Raw genomic sequence first — 18,802 nt, 5'->3', positions numbered from 1 at the left:
TCGGACCCCGACCCCGATGAGGCGCATGGGGCTCGTGGGTCTTATGGGATGTTCCGGGGCAATCCGGCGGGGATCCGGGAGCCGCGGCCCCGACCACCGACCTCGCCCGGCCACCGGTCACCGGTCCCCGACCGCACCCGGCCGGGGACGGCGCCGCCCGAACTCACAGGTCGAGCAGCCGGTCCAGGCCGATCGTCAGCCCCGGCCGGGCGCCCACCTCGCGCACGGCGAGGATGACGCCGGGCATGAAGCTGGAGCGGTCGAAGCAGTCCGTGCGGATGGTGAGCTGCTCGCCGGAGTTGCCCAGCACGACCTCCTCGTGGGCGGTGAGCCCGCGCAGCCGCACGGCGTGGACGTGGACGCCGTCGACGACCGCGCCCCGCGCGCCGAGCGGGTCGGTCCGCGTGGCGTCCGGGCTCACGCCCAGCCCCGCCTCGGCGCGGGCCGCCGCGACGGCCCTGGCCGTGGCCGCCGCCGTGCCCGAGGGGGCGTCGACCTTATCGGGGTGGTGGAGCTCGATGACCTCCACCGACTCGAAGTAGCGGGCCGCCCGGGCCGCGAATCCCATGGCGAGCACGGCGGACAGGGCGAAGTTCGGGGCGATGAGGACGGCGCGCCCGGCGGCCTCGGGGCGCGCCAGGTGCTCGGCGACGCGGGCGTAGGACTCCTCGGTCCAGCCGGTGGTGCCCACGACGGCGTCGACGCCGGCCTCGATGAGGGCGTGGACATTGGCCTCGGTCACGTCCGGAACGGTGAAGTCGACGGCGACCTGCGCGCCCCCCAGGGTGGCGGGCACGATCCGGTCCCCCACGTCGAGGCGGGCGACGAGCTCCAGACCCTCGGCGTCCTGAACCGCCTGGCAGACGGTCGATCCCATGCGCCCGGCGGCGCCTACAACAGCTACGCGAATCGTCATGGCCCCCACCCTAACGACTCCCCCGCCCCGTGGGGCGGAGCGCGAGCGGTACTGGAGCTCCTCGTGCGCCGCCACTCTCCCGCCCGCCGTGAGGCGCAGCCCGCCCGTCAGGCCCCGTCAGACCCCGTCGGACGTCGACCGGGGGACGCGCCCTTCCTGCGCGCCCGCTCCCAGCAGGCCGGGGCGGATGAGCTCCAGCCAGCGCCGGCGGACCTCGACCGGGCCGTCCCCGGGGTAGAAGACCATGAGGATGTAGAGGTCGGAGACGGCGAGGTCGCCCCGCAGCCGCCCGCTCGCCCGCCCCGCCCCGATGAGGCGCTCCAGCGCCCGGGTGGCGCGGGTCTCCGGCTCGGAGTACTCCACCTGCGCGCCCAGCGCCTGGGCGACGGCCTTGGCGGCATGGCTCCTGGAGATCATCTCCAGGGCCCGCTCCAGGAACTCCAGGAGCTCCTGGGCGGCGTCGGCCCGTCCGGCCTCGACGCGCGCCCAGGCGTCCTGAGCATCCTCGGCCACGGCCTCGACGTACTGGGTGACGACGGCGGCGAGCAGATCCGCCTTGTTGGGGAAGTGCCGGTAGAGGGTGCCGACGGCGACGCCGGCCTCCCGGGCGATCTCCCCCATGGCCACGTCGGTCCCCCGCTCGGTCACCAGGCGCCTGGCGGCCTCGAGGATGCAGGCCCGGTTGCGCACCGCGTCGGCGCGCCTCGGCGGCGGCCCCGGCGACGTCCCGGTCGCCGCCGCTTCCGCCGTCTCCGCCGCCGCCTGCGTCGCAGCGGTCGCGACCCGCCCGACCTCGCCGCAGTGACCCCGCCCGACCGCGTCGTCCGTCACCCGAGTCATGCTCCCGCGCCCCCCGTCCTGCTCCGCACCGTGCCGAGTATCTCACTTGCGCAAAGGTGAACTATCGTTCATGATAATACCTGAACGACGATTCATGTTAGCGAGAGGACACCTCGGACGATGATCACCACCGCGCCCGCCCAGGCCCCCGGCACCTCCGCCGAGAACTCCCCCGAGAGCTCCGCGGACCACGGCGCAACCCGCACCGCGCTCGTCACCGGCGCCTCCTCCGGAATCGGCGAGGACACCGCCCGCAGGCTCCAAGCGCTGGGATACACCGTCTACGGCGCGGCCCGCCGCACCGACCGCCTCCGGGCCCTGGCCGCCGACGGCATCCGCCCGCTGCCCATGGACGTCACCGACGACGCCTCCATGAGCGCCGGCGTGAACCGCATCCTGGAGGAGACCGGCCGCATCGACGTCCTGGTCAACAACGCCGGCTACGGCTCCTTCGGGGCCGTCGAGGACGTCCCGATGGACGAGGCCCGCCGCCAGTTCGAGGTCAACGTCTTCGGTCTGGCCCGCCTCACCCAGCTGGTGGCCCCGCACATGCGCGCCCAGGGCTCGGGCACCATCATCAACATCTCCTCCATGGGAGGGAGACTGACCACGCCGCTGGGCGGCTGGTACCACGCCACCAAGTACGCCGTCGAGGCCCTCAGCGACGCCCTGCGCATGGAGCTGCGCCCCTTCGGCATCGACGTCGTCGTGGTCGAGCCCGGCGGGATCCGCACCGAGTGGTACGCGATCGCCGCCGACCACCTGGAGGCCACGGCCGAGGGCAGCGCCTACGCCACTCAGGTCAAGGCGGTGGCCGGCTCCATGCGCAGCGAGTCGTACCAGCGGCGCTACTCCCCGCCCGCGGTCATCGCCCGCACCATCGGAAAGATCGTCACCGCCCGCCACCCCCGAACCCGCTACGCCGTGGGCTTCATGGCGAAGCCCCTCATCGCCGCGCGCCGCATCCTGCCCGACCGCGCCTTCGACCGCCTCATCGGCGCCGCCTTCGGCCTGCGCCGCTGACTGAAGGCCCGCGCGAACCGGTAGCACCGGGGCCGACGGCGCACTGCAACGCGCAGTGCGCCGTCGGCCCCCGTCGGTCGTCGGAAGCCGTCAATTCTCGGCTCGGCTCAGATCCGCGTCCGATCAGACCCTCGGGCCGACGAGCACCCGGGCGCGGGCGCGGCCCACCAACCAGGCGGCCAGCTCGCGCACCTGCTCGGCGGTCACGGCGTCGAGCAGCCGCAGATTCTCCTCCATGGAGCGCAGCCGTCCGGTGACGACCTCCCCGCGCCCCAGCCGCCCCATGCGCGACAGGGAGTCCTCGCCGCCCAGCACCATGGCCCCGCGGATCTGGCCGCGGGCGCGCCGCAACTCGCGCTCGCTCACGCCGTCGGCCGCGAGCCTCTCGAACTCCCCGACCATGACCGCGCACACCTCCTCGACGTCGCGCGGCGCGCAGCCCGCGTAGAGCCCGAAGGCCCCCGCGCCCGCGTAAGGGGCGTCGAAGGCATAGGTGGAGTAGGCCAGACCGCGCTTCTCGCGCACCTCCTGGAACAGTCGCGAGGACATGCCCCCGCCCAGGATCGTGGTGAGCACGCTCATGGGCCAGCGTCGCTCGTCGCGCACCCCGATGCCCGGGCAGGCGAGGTAGACGTGCGACTGCTCGCACTCGCGCACGATCTCGACGTCCGTCATCGCCGGCGGCGCCGGGGCGACGGTCTCGAAGCGGCGCTCACGCGGCCGGGCCGAGGCGCTCGTGTCCCACCCGGCCGCCTCCAGATCGGCGGCCACCCGCTCGCAGACCTCCTCGTGCTCGACGGCGCCCGCGGCCGCCACGACCAGCGAGTCGGCGCCGTAGGTGCGCCGGTAGTGGTCCCACACGGCGTCGCGCGGGACGGCGGCCACCGCCTCCGGCGTGCCCCCGATGGGACGGCCCAGCGGCGTGCCCTCGCCGAAGGCGGCGCGGGCGAAGGCCTCCTGGGCGACGTCGACCGGATCGTCGGCCGCGTCGGCCAGCTCGGAGATGATGACGCCGCGCTCGGTCTCCACGTCCTTGGGATCCAGGAGGGAGGAGGTGACCATGTCGGCGAGCACGTCGAGGGCCTCCAGGCAGTCCTGCCCCTGGACCCGGGCGTAGTAGGAGGTGTGCTCCTTGGAGGTGGCGGCGTTGGACTCCCCGCCGATGAAGTCGAAGGCCTCGGCGATGGCGCGGGCGTCGCGCCTGGCGGTGCCCTTGAACAGCAGGTGCTCCAGGAAGTGGGTGGAGCCCTCCTGACCGGCCGCCTCGTCGCGCGAGCCGACGCCGAACCACATGCCCAGGCCCGCCGAGCGCAGACCCGGCACGGACTCGGTGATCACCCGCACGCCGCCGGGCAGGATCGAGCGGCGCAGCACGGCGCCGTCGTCGGTCAGCTCCAGCTCGGCGCCGGGCTCCCCGGCGGCGGCGCGGATCAGGGCGACCTCGGAGAAGGAGGTCGGGGCCCGGGGGCCCGTGCGGTCGGTCGCGATCGTGCTGGTCACCGGGTCAGCCTACCGGCCGCGCCGTATTCCGCGAGCGCGCAGGTTTCCAGTCGAACGCGCACCTCCCAGCCGCGCGTTCGACTGGAAACCTGCGCGCTCGCGGAACCGGAACGGAGCCGGAAGCGGCGGCGCCGGCGTCGTCACTCCTCCTCGGAGGACTCCGCGATGGTGCGGGTGCGACGACGGCGCGGGCGGCGCTCACGGCGCTCGCCGCCGTCCGCCTCTCCGCGTTCGCGACGGGGACGGCGCTCGCGGCGGCCGCCCTCCTCGGCCTCACGGGAGGACTTGGCCTCCTGCTCGGCGGCCAGCTGCTCCTCGTTGAGGACCGCGTGCAGGCTCAGCTTGCCGCGCTGGTCGATCTCCGCCAGTTCGACCTGGACCTTGTCGCCCACGCTCAGGACGTCCTCGACGTTCTCCACGCGCTTGCCGCCCACCAGCCGGCGGATCTGCGAGATGTGCAGCAGCCCGTCCTTGCCGGGGGTCAGCGAGACGAAGGCGCCGAAGGTCGTGGTCTTGACCACGGTGCCGATGAAGCGCTCGCCGATCTCGGGCATCTGCGGGTTGGCGATGGCGTTGACGGCGTCGCGCGCGGCCTCGGCCGACGGCCCGTCGGAGGCGCCGATGTAGACGGTGCCGTCGTCCTCGACCGTCAGCTCTGCGCCGGTGTCGTCCTGGATCTGGTTGATCATCTTGCCCTTGGGGCCGATGACCTCGCCGATCTTGTCCACGGGGATGTGGACGGTCAGGACGCGCGGGGCCGTGGGGGCCATCTCGTCGGGGGAGTCGATGGCCCGGGCCATGATGTCGAGGATGTAGAAGCGGGCGTCGCGGGCCTGGTCGAGGGCGCCGGCCAGGATCTCGGAGGGCAGACCGTCGAGCTTGGTGTCGAGCTGGAGGGCCGTGATGAAGTCGCGGGTGCCGGCGACCTTGAAGTCCATGTCGCCGAAGGCGTCCTCGCTTCCGAGGATGTCGGTGAGCGTGGCCCACTTGGTCTCGCCGTCGATCTCCTCGTGCATGAGGCCCATGGCGATGCCGGCCACGGGCGCGCGCAGCGGCACGCCGGCGTTGAGCATCGACAGGGTCGAGGCGCACACCGAGCCCATGGAGGTCGAGCCGTTGGAGCCCAGGGCCTCGGAGACCTGGCGGATGGCGTAGGGGAAGTCGTCGCGGTCGGGCAGCACGGGCACCAGGGCCCGCTCCGCCAGCGCGCCGTGGCCGATCTCGCGGCGCTTGGGGGCGCCCACGCGCCCGGTCTCGCCGGTGGAGAAGGGCGGGAAGACGTACTGGTGCATGTAGCGCTTGTGGGTGACCGGCGACAGATCGTCGATCTGCTGCTCCATGCGCAGCATGTTGAGGGTGGTCACGCCCAGGATCTGGGTCTCGCCGCGCTCGAAGATGGCCGAGCCGTGGACGCGGGGCAGGACCTCGACCTCGGCGCCGAGCGTGCGGATGTCCCTCAGGCCGCGCCCGTCCATGCGCACGCCCTCGGTGAGGGTGCGGTGGCGCACGATCCTCTTGGTCACGGAGCGGAAGGCGGCCTTGAGGGCCTTGACGTCCTCCTCCGTCCCGTACTGCTCGGCGAGGTCGGCCAGGACGGCCTCGCGCACCGCGTCGATGGCCGCGTCGCGGGCCTGCTTGCCCTCGGTGGCGATGGCGCCGGCCAGGTCGTGGGCCTGGGCGGCCCTCTCGACGGCGTCGTACTGCTCGTCGGTGTAGTCCAGGTAGAGCGGGAACTCGGCGGTGGGCTTGGAGGTGTGGGCGGCGACCTCCATCTGGGCCTCGCACAGGGCCTTGATGTGCGGCTTGGCGGCCTCCAGGGCCTCGGCCACGACCGGCTCGGTGGGGGCGGCGGCGCCGTCGGCGATGAGGTCCCAGGCGTTCTCGGTGGCGCCGGCCTCGACCATCATGATGGCGACGTCGCCGCTCTCCAGGACCCGGCCGGCCACGACCATCTGGAAGGTGGCGCGCTCGAGCTCGGAGTAGCGGGGGAAGGCGACCCACTGGCCGTCGATGAGGGCCAGGCGGGTGCCGGCCACGGGCCCGGAGAAGGGCAGCCCGGCGATCTGGGTGGACATGGAGGCCGCGTTGATCGCCAGGGCGTCGTAGGCGTCGTCGGGGTGGATGGCCAGGATGGTCTCGACGACCTGGACCTCGTTGCGCAGGCCCTTGACGAAGGAGGGGCGCAGCGGGCGGTCGATGAGGCGGCAGGCGAGGATGGCGGCGGTGCCGGCGCGGCCCTCGCGGCGGAAGAAGGAGCCGGGGATGCGGCCGGCCGCGTACTGGCGCTCCTCGACGTCGACGGTCAGCGGGAAGAAGTCGAACTGGTCCTTGGGGTGCTTGCCCACGGTGGTCGCCGACAGGACGACGGTCTCGCCGTCGAGGTAGGCCATGGCGCTCCCGGCGGCCTGCTTGGCCAGGCGCCCGGTCTCGAAGCGGACGACGCGCTTGCCGAATGGGCCGTTGTCGATCACGGCCTCCGCAGCGGTGACCTCGGGGTCATCAACGAACATCTGCGATGTGTCTCTCTCTAGTCGATCTGGGGGCGCCTCCCGTGGCCTTCGATCGAGGCCCACGGAACCGGCTCGCCCCCGCTACGCGCGGGCGCGGCGCTCCGGAGGCCACCACCGAAAACCGACGGTCGCCGCCTGGGCGCACGGGGCCCTGCCTCGTGCGCGCTCCCGCGTGCCGGGGCGCCGGCACCTCGCCGGCGCCCGTGCGCGTTCGGACCGGTGGTCACGGACCTGCGCGCACGCGGGCTCGTCGATCCTACCGTGGGGGCGGGTGGGGGGATGTGAACCCGTGGTCACGACGACGTGAGATGGGACGCGCCGGCGCCGGACCGACGGCGCGCCGACGCCGGGCCGACGCCGCCGGCGGGACGCGCGCGCACCGGCGCCGCGGCCGGGGCTCGGGGGACCTTCGCTCCTCGCCGACCGCGGCCGATGATGCCATGGTGGAGCCACCACCGCCGTCGCGCCGCCGCACTCGACCCGCGGGCGACGACGGCGACCGACCACGGCAGACTCCGAGGAGAGCGCAATGACCCACCGCATGATCTTCAACCAGACCGGGCACTTCGGCCGCGGGGCCATCGCCGCCATCCCCTCCGAGATCACCGCGCGGGGCCTGAGCCGGGCCTTCGTCGTCACCGACCCCGTCCTGGCCGACAACGGCACCGCCGCGCGCATCACCGACCTGCTCGACGGCGCCGGGATCTCCTGGGAGGTCTTCTCCGACGTCGTCCCCAACCCGCCCGTGGAGAAGGTCCAGGCGGGCCTGGCCGCCTTCCGCGCCTCGGGCGCCGAGATCCTCATCGGCCTGGGCGGCGGCTCCCCGCAGGACACCTGCAAGGCCATCTCGGTCATCGCCGCCAACCCCGAATTCGCCGACGTGCTGAGCCTGGAGGGCCTGTCGCCCACGAAGAACCCGGGGGTGCCGATCATCGGCGTGCCCACCACGGCCGGGACGGCGTCGGAGACCACGATCAACTACGTCATCACCGACGCCGCGAACAAGCGCAAGTTCGTGTGCGTGGACCCGCACGACATCCCGGTGGTCGCCGTCGTCGACCCCGACCTCATGGACGCCATGCCCCGCTCCCTCAAGGTCGCCACCGGCCTGGACGCGCTCACCCACGCCATCGAGGGCTACATCACGCCGGGCGCCTGGGAGCTGAGCGACGCGCTGTGCCTGAAGTCCATCCAGATGATCGCGGCGAACCTGCGCGCGGCGGCCGACGGCGACGCCGACGCCGTCGAGGCCATGGGCCTGGCCGCCTACATCAACGGCATGGCCTACTCCAACGTCGGGCTGGGCCTGGTCCACGGCATGGCCCACCCGCTGGGCGGGCGCTACGGCGCCCCGCACGGGCTGGCCAACGGCATCCTGCTCGCCCCGGTCATGGCCTACAACGCGGAGTTCACCGGGGAGAAGTACCGCGACATCGCCGAGGCCTTCGGCGTGGAGGGGGCCCGGACCATGCCGCTGGCCGAGGCCCGGGCCGCCGCCGTCGAGGCCGTCGCCGCGCTGACGGCCGACCTGGGCAACCCCACGAGGATCTCGCAGATCGGCGTGGACGAGGCCGGCATCGCGGCCCTGACCGAGGACGCCTTCAACGACGTGTGCACCCCGGGCAACCCGCGTCCGGCCACCCGCGAGGACATCGAGGCCCTCTACCGCTCGCTGCTGTGAGGTCGGCTCCCGGGGCCGGTGACCGGTGACCGGCGACCGCGGGCGAGCCGGGAGGGGCCGGGAGCCGCGGGCCAGCCGCGAGCGCGGTCGGGCCCCGTCGCCGGCGGGCGGCGGGGCCCGCGCCTCAGGCGCTCATGATCTTCGTCAGGCGCATGACCTCGTCGAACTCCATGATCAGCCGGGCGGGGAAGTGGGCGACGATCCGCCGCTCCTCCCACTCGTAGGCGGTGCCGTTCCACGCCAGGAAGCTCTCGGCGAGGATCCGGTGGTCGCAGGGGATCTGGAGGCAGTCGGACAGGATGCGGGCGAAGCGGACCACGTTGACGGGTGCGAAGACGCTCTCGGGCAGGCCGGAGAAGGCCAGGAGCATGGCCCCGGCCTCCTGCGGCACCCGGTAGTAGCAGGAGGATCCGGGGGCCAGCACGGTGGAGACCATGGCGAGCTCGCGGCCGCTGCGCCCCTGGGCCAGCGGGAAGGTGGCGGTGCTCAGCTCCTCCAGGCCCCACTGCCGGCCGATGTCCCGCATGCACTCGGCCATTGCCAGAACCGGCGGGGGGAAGTCGTTGTTCCAGCCCCACGTCCACGTGTCGTCGAGCGTGGACTCGCTGCCCAGGAACTGCACCGGGTAGGAGTTCTCCCCGAAGGACAGGGTGCCGGTCTCGAAGTCGACGGACCACTGGGGGGCGTCGAGGACGAATCCGGCGCACGCGTCCTGGATCACCGTCGACGGCGCCAGGCAGGCGGAGAAGACGTCCCCGAACAGGCTGCGGTCGAATTGGATCCCGGCGTCGACGAACGAGCGGCGCGGCGCCGTGGGCGTGATCTCGAGGGCGGTCGGGCCGAACGCTCCGGCGGGGATCTGCTCCGCGGGCCGGTTCGCACCGGCGGGCCGCCGGAGTGTGCGGAACCAATCGAGAATGCCCATGGTCTTGCTCCTCCTCGTCGGGGTGCCAGCGCGTGCTGAGCCGGTCCGGTTCATCGTCGTCGCTCGCGTGCGCGGACGCAAGGCACCGTGCCGGTGTGTACTCCCCGAGATTCAGCACTTCCGACGACGTCCGCCCCGGAATGACTCCGGCCCCGCCACCGGGGCGGTGGCGGGGCCGGAGGACGCTGCGCTCGGGGCGCTCAGCGGCGGATTCCCAGGCGGGAGATGATCGAGCGGTAGCGCTCGATGTCCTCCTTCATGAGGTAGTCGAGCAGACGACGGCGCTTGCCGATGAGCAGGTAGAGGCCGCGGCGCGAGTGGTGGTCGTGCGCGTGGGTCTTGAAGTGCTCGGTGAGGTTGGCGATGCGCTCGGACAGGACGGCGATCTGGACCTCGGGAGAGCCCGTGTCGCCCTCGTGAGTGGCGTACTCGGCGATGATCTGCTGCTTGCGCTCGGGGGTAACCGACACGGTCGCTCCTCTTTCCTCGTTGCGCGGAGCGCCGGGGCTGGTTCTCCCGGGCATGACACATCCGCGGCCGATCGACGGCGGGCCCACATTACCAGCGCGGCGCCCGGCCCCTCCCGCCGGGGCCTGTGGGAACCGGCACAACCCGCCCGGGCCGGCGCCGTCGTCTTCCCGGGCCCGTCCGCCGCCCCGCCTCTCCGGGCCGCCGCCCGCCCGGCGCCTCCCCGGACCGGCCGGGGCCCGCGCGGACGGGGCGAGGGGGATCCGCGCCCCTCAGGCGGTGACGTCCTCGGGGCGGATGGGGCCGGGCACCGGCACGTTCAGGATCCGGGCGGTCCGGGCGACGTCGTCGCGCATCTGCGCCAGCAGCGGCTCCAGCCCGTCGAAGGCGAGCATGGGGCGCAGGCGCTCGACGAGCTCGACGCCGATCTCCTCGCCGTACAGGTCGAGGTCGGCCCGGCCCAGCACGTGGGCCTCCACGGTGCGCCGGGGCACGTCGTCGAAGGTGGGGTTGGTGCCGATGGAGATCGCGGCGGGCAGGTGCTCCTCCCCCGCCTCCCCCCCGGCCCGGCGGTGGCGCACCAGCCACCCGGCGTAGACGCCGTCGGGGGGCACGACGCCGGCGGTGGCGGCCTCCAGGTTGGCGGTGGGGAAGCCCAGCTCGCGCCCGCGACGGCGCCCGTGGACCACGGTGCCGCGCAGGCGGTGGGGGCGGCCCAGGACGTCGGCGGCCTCGCGCACCCGCCCGTCCCCCAGGCACTGGCGCACCCAGGTCGACGACCAGCGGCGCCCTCCGCCCGAGCGGATCTCGCCGAGGATCTCCACCTCGAAGCCGTCGGCGGCGCCGATCTCCTCCAGGGTGGCGGCGTCCCCGGAGTTGGAGCGCCCGAAGCGCACGTCGCCGCCGACGACGAGGGCGCGCACGCCGAGCAGCCCCTCGAGCCAGGTGCGCACGAACTCCCGGGGGCCCTGGGCGGCGAATTCCAGGTCGTAGGCGATGACGAGCACGGCGTCCAGGCCCACCCCCTCCAGGGAGGACAGGCGGTCGGTCAGGGAGGCGATGAGGGGCAGGTCCTCCTCGGGCCGGTGGACGCGGCGCGGATGCGGGTCGAAGGTGACCGCCACCGCCAGGGGGCGCCTCCCGCCGGCGGCGAGTTCGTGGGCGCGCTCCACGACGCGGCCCAGGATCGCCTGGTGCCCGCGGTGCACGCCGTCGAAGACGCCGATGGCCACCACGCTGCCCGGCCCTCCGGGCGCACTCAATGTCGTGGGCACCTGCTCGGCGCCGTACCAGACCTCCACCGCGGACAATCCTGTTCTCGATCCACCCGGCGGGCGCCACGGCCCGCCGATCCTGCGGGTCAAACACTGCCACGTCCGCCCGGCGGTGCGCGAACCGGGTGGCCTGGACTCGCTCCGTCCCGGTGCCGCGCGAACCGAATAACCTGGACCCGCCCCGGCCCCGCGCGAACCGGGCGCCCCGGACCCGCCCGGCGGCCCGCACCGCCGCGGCCCGCCCTCCGCGGAGGCCGCCACCGCCGTCGTTGCGCCCCCGACGGCGTCCGCGCCGGAGCCGGAAGCCGCAGCGCTTGACCGCCGCTCACCACGGGGCTATCCTCATTACCGACCGACGGTCTGTTAGTTATCCGTCCGGCGCCGACGGACCGGGGCCGGTCCGCCCGGCCCACCCGCACGAGAACCACGAGGCACACATGCCGCGCATATCCAAACCCGCTCCGCAGCGCCGCGCCGAGATCCTCGACACCGCCCGGCGCCTGTTCACCACCCGGGGCTTCCAGTCCACCTCCGTGGAGGACATTCTCACTGAGGTCGGCATCGCCAAGGGCACCCTCTACTACCACTTCTCCTCCAAGGAGGAGATTCTGCGGGCCCTCATCGCGCGCACCGCCGACGGCATCGCCGACCGGGCCCGGGCCATCGCCGAGGGCCGGCAGCCCGCGGTGCCCAAGCTGCTGGCCATTACGGCCGCCGCCCGCGTGGACGAGCCCGAGCTCGAACTCGCCGAGGAGCTCCACGCCCCGGGCAATGCCGAATTCCACGTCCTGACCATCGTCGAGACGGTCCGCCGCCTCACCCCGATCCTCACCGGCGTCGTCGAGCAGGGCGTCGCCGAGGGGGTCTTCTCCACCGAGCACCCCCGCGAGACGATCGAGATCCTCCTGACCAGCGCCGGAATGCTCCTGGACGCGGGGATCTTCACCGGCGAGGAGGCGGAGATCCCGCGCCGCGCCGCCGGGATCGCGCGCGCCGCGGAGACGCTGCTGGGCTGCGAGCCCGGCGCCCTGGCGCCCATCGCGCAGGGGGCGTCCCCGGAGGGGGCGTCATAGGGGCGGGGCCGGGCCCGCGGGGGCCCACCCCGTGCTAAAACGGCTCCTCCGAGCCGATCTGGCCCGCGGCGCCATCGTGGCTATCGCCTTGGCCGGCCTCATCGCTCTGGCCGCCACGTTGATGTCGGCCAGGAAGGTTATTCAGCGGGCTCATGGCGGCGTTCTCCTTGGACCACTTATGTGCGGGACCACGGTGGTCCAAACGCCGTCCTCGAGGGCGAAGTGCGCATCTCGACGCCCGGGGCGCAGCGGCGTCGGGCGCCGCGGCCCGCGAGATCGTCGGGTAACCCGCGAGAATGTCGGGTAACCGCCGAGCACGTCACATAACCCGCGAGCACGTCTGCCAGAGTGACGTGCTCGAGGGTTAAGTGACGATCTCGCGGGTCAAGTGACGTGCTCGAGGGTTATGTGACGTGCTCGCGGGCCGGCCGCGTCACGACATGCGAGACGTCGTCCCACCATGCAAGACGACCGGCGGGGCGGAGCGGGGTTGGGCGGGGAACCGTCCCGACGACCGGACCGTCACCACGACCTTCACGCCCCACGTCTTCAAAACCACCCCTGAATAACCTTTCAGCACCCGCGTGTAGCGGCGACGACGCCCGGCAGCAGCTCCGGACGGCCGACGGCGCCCGCTCACCCCGGGGCGAGGACCGTGACGGGGCGGGCGCGGGAGCCCTGGCGGACCAGCAGGGCCACGACGGCCCCGTCCGGGGCCAGCCCCGCCACCACCCGCCCGGCGGCCTTGGAGGCGACCGGGCGCTCGGGAGCCCGGGCCCGGTCCAGGAGATCCGCCGGCAGCATCCGGCCGTGGCCGAGGGCGCGGGCCTCGTCCGCGGTGAGCTCCACCGACGCGAAGCAGCGGCGCGCCGCCGCGGCCATGGGCAGCACGCTCAGCCCCTCGGGCCGGGCGGTGGCGGCGTCGGCCTCCACCTGAGCGCAGAGCGCGTCGAGACCGGCGGCCTCACCGACGTCGAAGGGGCCGACCCGGGTGCGCCGCAGCGCCGTCAGGTGGGCCCCGCAGCCCAGGGCAGCGCCCAGGTCCCTGGCGATGGCGCGCACGTAGGTGCCCGAGGAGCAGTCCACGTGCAGATCCAGGTCGACGACGGGCGTGCCGTCCCCGGCCCGGGCGGGGCGCGGATCGCCCCGCCGCGCCAGGGCGTGGATGCTCACCGCCCGCGCGGGCAGCTCCACCCCCTGCCCGCCGCGCACCCGCGCGTAGGAGCGCACGCCGTCGACCTTGATCGCGGACACGGCGCTGGGCACCTGCATGATCTCGCCGGTCAGGGCGCGCAGCGCGTCGTCCAGGCGCCGGGCGAGGCCCGCCCCTCCCCCGGGCCACGAGTCGGGGGCGGGACAGCCGGCCGACGCCGTGACCTCGCCCTGGGCGTCCTCGGTGAGGGTCTCCTGGCCCAGGCGCACCGTGGCCTCGTAGGTCTTGTCGGCCCCCACCAGGTGGGTCAGCAGCCGGGTGGCCCGCCCGACGCCCAGAACCAGCAGACCGGTGGCCATGGGGTCGAGGGTGCCGGCGTGGCCGACCCTGCGGGTGGCGGCCAGGCGCCGGACGGCGGCGACGACGTCGTGGCTGGTGGGGCCAGCGGGCTTGTCGACCAGGAGCAGGCCGTCGGCGGCGGTGACCGCGCCGCGCGGCGCCCGGAGCCGGGGGGCGGCGGTCCGGGGGCTGCCGCCGGTGCCGGGCGGGCGGGAGCTGGCGGCGACGCCAGCGCTGGGCGGGCGGCCAGCGCCGGCGCTGACTGCGCTGGCGGCGACGGCCCGAGGACCGCCGTCCCGGGGGCCGTCGGCGTCGGCGCCGGGCAGACGGCCAGCGACCGGGGCCGGTCGGCTCACGCGATGACCTCGGGCTCGACGTCGTCCTCGTCAGTGGACCGGGCGGCGGCCTTGGCGGCAGTCCCGGACCTTCCGTCCGCACCGGATCCCTCGCCGTCGAACTCCCCGCCGTCGGAGTCGTCGTCGGGCTCCTCATCGCCGAACTCGCCTTCGGAGTCGTCGTCGGGCTCATCTGCCGTATCGGCGCGGCGGTAGGGGTCGGCGTCGCCCGCGGGGGCGGCCCCGGCGTAGGTGCGGGCGATCTCCTCGTCCCGGGCCCGGGCGCGGGCCAGGGCGTCCTCGAAGGTCTTGGCCTGGTCGGGCAGGGCGTCGAGCTGGAAGGCGATCGAGGGGGTCAGGCGGATGCCCAGGGCCCTGCCGACCTCGGAGCGGATGAGCCCGGTGGCGGACTTCAGGGCCGCGGCGCTGTTGCGGCGGTCCTTGTCGGTGCCGTAGACGGTGTAGAAGACGGTGGCCTGGTGGAGGTCGCCGGTGACGCGGACGTCGGTGATGGTGACGAACCCCAGGCGCGGGTCCTTGATGCGCCCCTGCAGGAGACGGGCGACGGTCTCGTGGATGCGGTCGGCGACCTTGCGGGCGCGGGCGGCGTCGGCCATGGTGGTCCTCCTGGTGGTCGGGGCGGGCCGGGCCCGCGGGCCGGGCGACCGCCGGATTCGGGCGCACCACTGCGGCGCGCGCCGCCATCCTACGGAACCCGGGCGGCGGGGGCGCGCCGGGCGCTGAGCGGGTCCGGCCCGACGCCGGGGCCCGGGCGCCGGGCGGGGCGCAAGGGGATGGGCCGACCCCGTAGAACCTGCATTCTGTCGGGCGCGTCTTCGGACGAAACCGAATATGGAGATCGCGCCTCCACTGTGGTATCCTGAAACTTATGGCAGCTCCGGACACTAATGCACCAGCCGACCCGGACCGGGCACTGGACTCCATCCGGGAGCTTCTGCGCGATTCTCACACCCAAGAATTCCAAGAATTTCTGCTTGACCTTCGCACCCGAGCGCTCCCGCTAGGCGATTACACTGAAATCCTCGAAGATTCCATACGTAAAACGATACGTATTTCTTACCAGGCAGGTCTCAGGAAAGGTCAGAATCTTCGCGATGGTGCCGGAGAACTTGACACCCCGACGCCCGCCCACAGCAATGCCAGCGCAGTTCCTCTGTCAGCGTCCACCGCGGACTTACTCGCCCGCACCACGCTGCCCGGGCTCGACGACGATGACGCCCGCGAGGTGAGCCGCATCCTCGAAGATCCCGAGTACGCGGAGCTCATCGCCGCCCGGCACTGGGCGCTGGTAGCCGCCGACAACCTGACCCGCTCGCTGAGCACCCGCGAAGTGGCCGATATGACGGGAAGGTCCCCCGCCGCGATCGCCCGGTCCGCGGGGCGGAGCCTGTACGCCTACCACCTCGGGCGAAACCTGCGCTTCCCCACCTGGCAGTTCGACGACGGCCGTCCGCTGCCGGGACTGGCGACTGTGGTTCCGGCCCTGCGCAACGGCCTGACACCGATGACCGTGGAGGCGCGGATGACCAGCGCCGACCCCGAGATCCTCGACGGCCTCAGCCCCGTGGAGTGGCTCGCGCGCGGTGGCGATCCCACGGAGGTGACGCGAGTCCTGACCGAGATGGACCACCGGTGAGCGCACGGCCCAAGAACCCGGTCAGACCCCCGGGGCCGTTATCCATTGGTCCGCAGGACATCAGCGTCGTCGATGGCGCCGAACTGTTCCGGATAACCTTCGCCTCGAGCCCCTTCGCACTGGCATGGAGGCGATTGCGCTCCTGGGGCCCGGTGGCGAGGTGCCGCTGGGACCCTCACCCGGAGCCGCCCGGGGATCATCCCGGCGAGGGCGTTCTCTACACGGCGGGGGACCTCATGACCTGCGTCGCCGAGGTCTTCGCCGATACCCGCATCATCGACACCCGGTGCGACACTCCCGTCCTGCAGATCTGGCAGGCCACCCGCGCGATGAGACTGCTCGACCTGAGCGGCCAGTGGGCCCTGCGCAACGGCGCATCCGCGGCTCTGGATAGCGCACCTCGATCGACCTGCCGGGCCTGGGCGAGGGCCGTGCGCGAGCAGGCGCCGGATCTGGACGGTCTGGCCGTGCGATCCACCATGACCGGACGCGGGATGACTGTGCTCTTCACTCCCGCCGCCAGCAGCATCCCGCCCCGCCCGCGCGATTCGGTGCCGCTGACGGACTCGACCATCTACGCCCTTCTGGTAAGCCTGGCGCCCCGGATCGGCTACACGGTCGTATAGAAGAACCGGGCGGGGCCGACGGCGCCCGGACGGCCCTCGCGCGTCGCCCGCCTCCCACTTGCCCCTGCATGCATCTCCAGTTCCCGTCGATTTCCGCCGGGACGATACTGCGGCACGGCCTCCGACCCATTGAGCCCTTCTCATCGGAAACGGCGGCTCGGGGGCGGGGATCGGTGCGGCGGTGCGGGAAGAACGGGCGCGGAGTGGTGCGAGTGGGACTCCTGAGGCGGCCTGGGGCGGGAGCGTGTCCGAATCTGTTGCAAAGGCGCCCCAGACCGGGATCGGCGGCGAGCAAAGGTGCGGAATATCAACCATTCTCTTTCGGCGCTCCGGCTCGATCCGTGCCTTTGCAACAGATTTGGACAACCTGCGCCGCAGCGGGTCCCCCGGGAGGGTCACCGCGGGTCGGGCGAAGGCCGCAGCAGGTGCCCCGATCGGCCGGGCGGGCCTGCGGGAATATGCCCCCACGCACGAGCACGTCACTTAACCCGCGAGCACGTCTGCTAGAGGTACGTGCTCGCGGGTTAAGTGACGATCTCGCGGGTTAAGTGACGTGCTCGCGGGCCGGGCCCGGCTCATCCCGGCCCCCTTGAGGACCCCCGACGCCGAGACGTGCATTTCGCTCTCGAGAACGACGGCTGGAACTGCACGCTCGAGTGCGAAGTGCACGTCTGGGCGCCGGGGCGTCCGGAGTGGCCGGGCGGGCCAGTGCCGCGGCCCGCGAGATCGCCGGGCGATGTCCCCGCGGGTCCCGTCCGGTCGTCGGACCTGACTCATGACGCTTAGTGTGCCGGGTGTGGTGTGTTCAGGGCGGTGAGGATGTCGTTGGCGGCGTCGGTCAGACGTGGGGCGGCGGTGAGGTGGTGGCCGTTGAGGTTGATGGTGATCTCCTGGAGGGGTTTGAGGGTGCGGATGATGCGTTTGATGGTCATGCCGGTGGCGTCCTGGAGGTGGCGGGCTACGGCTAGGGCGGCCATGACGACGGTCAGGTGGGCTTCGATGGCGTCGCGGGTGTGGTGGAAGACGGGTCGGGCTGACAGGTCGTGCTTGCTCATGCGGAAGGACGCCTCGACGTGCCACAGCTCGTGATACGAGGAGACGACCTCGGCGGCGTCCATCAAGCGAGACGGAATATTGGTGACGTAGCCCTTGAGTCCCACCAGGGAGCGGGCTCTGGCCAGGGACGCCTCATCGAGGACCTGGTCTCCTTTGTGGGTGGTGACGAAGCGCGTGCCCTTAGGACGTCGCTGGCCGGCGACGACGGCCCGGGCCCGGTTGGCCTGGGCGTCCAGGGTCCGGTTGTCCCGGGCCGCGCGCTTCTTGGAGTGGGCCCACACCGCCCGCCACGACCCCGGATGGGTGACCGGGTCCCACACCGGCTCAGCCCTGAGGCTCTTGTCCCGCTCGCTCCTGGAGCCTCTCCTGGGGGTGATGGTGTCAATCAGCTGCCCATCAGTGAACGCGTCACCCTTCCAGTGGAAGTGCGCCTCAAGGTCCCCCGGGGCCCGGGTGGTGCGGGCCCCGACGATGAACCGCAGGTGCGCCTCGTCCAGGGACTTGAGGTTGGCCGCCGAGAGCATGCCGGCATCAGCCACGATGACGAGCTCCTCAATACCGTGGGCGGCCTGGAAGGCCTCCACCATGGGGATGATCGTGGTGGTCTCGGCCCGGTTGCCCTCCCAGCACCCGACCTGGAGGGGGAAACCGCCGCGGTCGACCAGCAGGCCGACGATGACCTGGGGGTCGACCCGCCTCTCCTTGGAGTAACCGACCTTGCGCAGGTCGTCCTCCCTCTCGGTCTCGAAGTACAGGGTGGTGACGTCGTACAGGCACAGGGTCAGGCCCCCGGTGCTGGTGACGTGTTCGAACAGGGCCTGGGAGATCGCCTCCCGGTATCCCCGTTCCTGGGCCCGGGCCAGGGAGCGGAACAAGGTCCGCACGGTGACCGGCTCCAGGCCCAGGTCACCCAGCACGCGGGGCACCTGGGCCTTGGAGGACGGCTCGATCACACGAGCCAGAACCATCTGCTCAAAGGCCCGATCACCCCCGACCGCCCCACCCAGCCCCAGGCGGGTGTAGGCCCCGTGCAGGACCTCCCACAACAGGGCCGAGCGCGCCGACTCCACCACCGCCACCACGCCGGCAGTGTCTGTCGAAGCCGCCGGTGGTGCTGATGATGCGGAGGGCAGGTCCAGAGTCAACTGGTCCGGGGCGATGCGGTGCCGGCCGATCTCCATCAGGGCAGCCAGCTCGGCCTTGGTGTGGGCTGAACCCAGGTGCTCGATCACCTTGTCCCGGCGTCCCTGCTTGACCGCGATCTGCACCGCCGTCGCCCCCGAGGCGGTCTTGACCTTGCGCAGAAACGGGCTCACCACCCCGACCCTACCGGCCCCTTAGTGTGCCGGCACACCCCGACCACCACACGATATCAACGAAAAACCCGCATCAAAACCCAGACCCCACCAAAGTGTCATGAGTCAGG

15 protein-coding genes are annotated in these 18,802 nt (G+C 72.8%); 5 read left to right on the top strand and 10 right to left on the bottom strand.

The features are described 5' to 3' along the window. Positions 1-163: 163 nt before the first annotated feature. On the bottom strand, positions 164-916 hold the full coding sequence (gene dapB / locus G446_RS0105640) for a 4-hydroxy-tetrahydrodipicolinate reductase (protein WP_026409421.1): 753 nt from the start codon (positions 914-916) through the stop codon (positions 164-166). A gap of 117 nt (positions 917-1,033) precedes the next feature. Next, the gene (locus G446_RS0105635) at positions 1,034-1,747 is read right to left on the bottom strand and encodes a TetR/AcrR family transcriptional regulator (protein WP_425393873.1); all 714 of its coding nucleotides are present in this window, start codon (positions 1,745-1,747) and stop codon (positions 1,034-1,036) included. 129 nt (positions 1,748-1,876) lie between these two features. Here G446_RS0105635 and G446_RS0105630 point away from each other — a divergent pair, with 129 nt between their 5' ends. Continuing rightward, positions 1,877-2,779, top strand: a complete 903-nt coding sequence (locus G446_RS0105630) for an oxidoreductase (protein ID WP_026409419.1) — start codon at positions 1,877-1,879, stop codon at positions 2,777-2,779. Positions 2,780-2,902: 123 nt separating this feature from the next. On the opposite strand, the gene G446_RS0105625 is transcribed toward G446_RS0105630, so the two are convergent. Both G446_RS0105625 and G446_RS0105620 read right to left on the bottom strand, forming a co-directional pair. Further along, on the bottom strand, positions 2,903-4,279 hold the full coding sequence (locus G446_RS0105625; RefSeq protein ID WP_026409418.1) for a M16 family metallopeptidase: 1,377 nt from the start codon (positions 4,277-4,279) through the stop codon (positions 2,903-2,905). Between the two features lie 140 nt (positions 4,280-4,419). Further along, a complete protein-coding gene (locus tag G446_RS0105620) occupies positions 4,420-6,789 on the bottom strand; it encodes a polyribonucleotide nucleotidyltransferase (protein ID WP_026409417.1) in 2,370 nt (789 codons plus the stop codon). Between the two features lie 529 nt (positions 6,790-7,318). Here G446_RS0105620 and fucO point away from each other — a divergent pair. Further along, positions 7,319-8,470 carry a lactaldehyde reductase gene (gene fucO / locus G446_RS0105615; RefSeq protein WP_026409416.1) on the top strand — a complete coding sequence of 384 codons (1,152 nt, stop codon included), beginning with the start codon at positions 7,319-7,321 and terminating at the stop codon, positions 8,468-8,470. 124 nt (positions 8,471-8,594) lie between these two features. Here the strand turns inward: fucO and G446_RS0105610 are convergent, their stop codons facing one another. From G446_RS0105610 to G446_RS0105600, 3 genes are all read right to left on the bottom strand, one after another. Further along, complete coding sequence (locus G446_RS0105610; RefSeq protein ID WP_051285687.1) at positions 8,595-9,395, bottom strand: DUF6882 domain-containing protein; 801 nt, start codon at positions 9,393-9,395, stop codon at positions 8,595-8,597. Positions 9,396-9,595: 200 nt separating this feature from the next. Further along, positions 9,596-9,865 (bottom strand): 30S ribosomal protein S15, encoded by a 270-nt coding sequence (rpsO, locus tag G446_RS0105605; protein WP_026409414.1) that lies wholly within the window; start codon positions 9,863-9,865, stop codon positions 9,596-9,598. Between the two features lie 270 nt (positions 9,866-10,135). Continuing rightward, entirely contained in the window at positions 10,136-11,164 is a 1,029-nt protein-coding gene (locus tag G446_RS0105600) for a bifunctional riboflavin kinase/FAD synthetase (RefSeq protein ID WP_026409413.1), read from the bottom strand. Positions 11,165-11,574: 410 nt separating this feature from the next. Between G446_RS0105600 and G446_RS0105595 the strand changes: the two genes are divergently transcribed. Further along, the gene (locus tag G446_RS0105595) at positions 11,575-12,210 is read left to right on the top strand and encodes a TetR/AcrR family transcriptional regulator (RefSeq protein ID WP_026409412.1); all 636 of its coding nucleotides are present in this window, start codon (positions 11,575-11,577) and stop codon (positions 12,208-12,210) included. A gap of 636 nt (positions 12,211-12,846) precedes the next feature. Here the strand turns inward: G446_RS0105595 and truB are convergent. Further along, positions 12,847-13,830 carry a tRNA pseudouridine(55) synthase TruB gene (truB, locus tag G446_RS16180; RefSeq protein ID WP_034469334.1) on the bottom strand — a complete coding sequence of 328 codons (984 nt, stop codon included), beginning with the start codon at positions 13,828-13,830 and terminating at the stop codon, positions 12,847-12,849. A gap of 224 nt (positions 13,831-14,054) precedes the next feature. Continuing rightward, on the bottom strand, positions 14,055-14,654 hold the full coding sequence (gene rbfA, locus G446_RS16175; protein ID WP_084779021.1) for a 30S ribosome-binding factor RbfA: 600 nt from the start codon (positions 14,652-14,654) through the stop codon (positions 14,055-14,057). A 272-nt stretch (positions 14,655-14,926) separates the two neighbouring features. Between rbfA and G446_RS19825 the strand changes: the two genes are divergently transcribed. Together G446_RS19825 and G446_RS0105575 are read left to right on the top strand one after the other, a co-directional pair. Beyond that, complete coding sequence (locus G446_RS19825) at positions 14,927-15,694, top strand: hypothetical protein (protein ID WP_156916532.1); 768 nt, start codon at positions 14,927-14,929, stop codon at positions 15,692-15,694. After that, a complete protein-coding gene (locus G446_RS0105575) occupies positions 15,628-16,320 on the top strand; it encodes an RES family NAD+ phosphorylase (RefSeq protein ID WP_315216217.1) in 693 nt (230 codons plus the stop codon). Before G446_RS19825 ends, G446_RS0105575 begins: the two co-directional genes overlap by 67 nt. A 782-nt stretch (positions 16,321-17,102) precedes the next feature. Here G446_RS0105575 and G446_RS0105570 read toward each other — a convergent pair. Next, positions 17,103-18,692, bottom strand: a complete 1,590-nt coding sequence (locus tag G446_RS0105570; RefSeq protein WP_026409255.1) for an IS1634 family transposase — start codon at positions 18,690-18,692, stop codon at positions 17,103-17,105. Positions 18,693-18,802 lie beyond the last annotated feature (110 nt).

It is taken from the genome of Actinomyces dentalis DSM 19115, assembly GCF_000429225.1.
GTDB classification, from domain to species: domain Bacteria; phylum Actinomycetota; class Actinomycetes; order Actinomycetales; family Actinomycetaceae; genus Actinomyces; species Actinomyces dentalis.
The sequence above is the reverse complement of the archived record's forward strand: the minus strand, read 5'-3'. Positions and strand labels throughout refer to the sequence as shown.

Bases quoted from the DNA above. Each gene is read 5' to 3' on its own strand.
- dapB (WP_026409421.1), bottom strand. From the start codon at position 916: ATGACGATTCGCGTAGCTGTTGTAGGCGCCGCCGGGCGCATGGGATCG.
- G446_RS0105630 (WP_026409419.1), top strand. From the start codon at position 1,877: ATGATCACCACCGCGCCCGCCCAGGCCCCCGGCACCTCCGCCGAGAAC.
- G446_RS0105620 (WP_026409417.1), bottom strand. From the start codon at position 6,789: ATGTTCGTTGATGACCCCGAGGTCACCGCTGCGGAGGCCGTGATCGAC.
- fucO (WP_026409416.1), top strand. From the start codon at position 7,319: ATGACCCACCGCATGATCTTCAACCAGACCGGGCACTTCGGCCGCGGG.
- G446_RS0105610 (WP_051285687.1), bottom strand. From the start codon at position 9,395: ATGGGCATTCTCGATTGGTTCCGCACACTCCGGCGGCCCGCCGGTGCG.
- G446_RS0105595 (WP_026409412.1), top strand. From the start codon at position 11,575: ATGCCGCGCATATCCAAACCCGCTCCGCAGCGCCGCGCCGAGATCCTC.
- rbfA (WP_084779021.1), bottom strand. From the start codon at position 14,654: ATGGCCGACGCCGCCCGCGCCCGCAAGGTCGCCGACCGCATCCACGAG.
- G446_RS19825 (WP_156916532.1), top strand. From the start codon at position 14,927: ATGGCAGCTCCGGACACTAATGCACCAGCCGACCCGGACCGGGCACTG.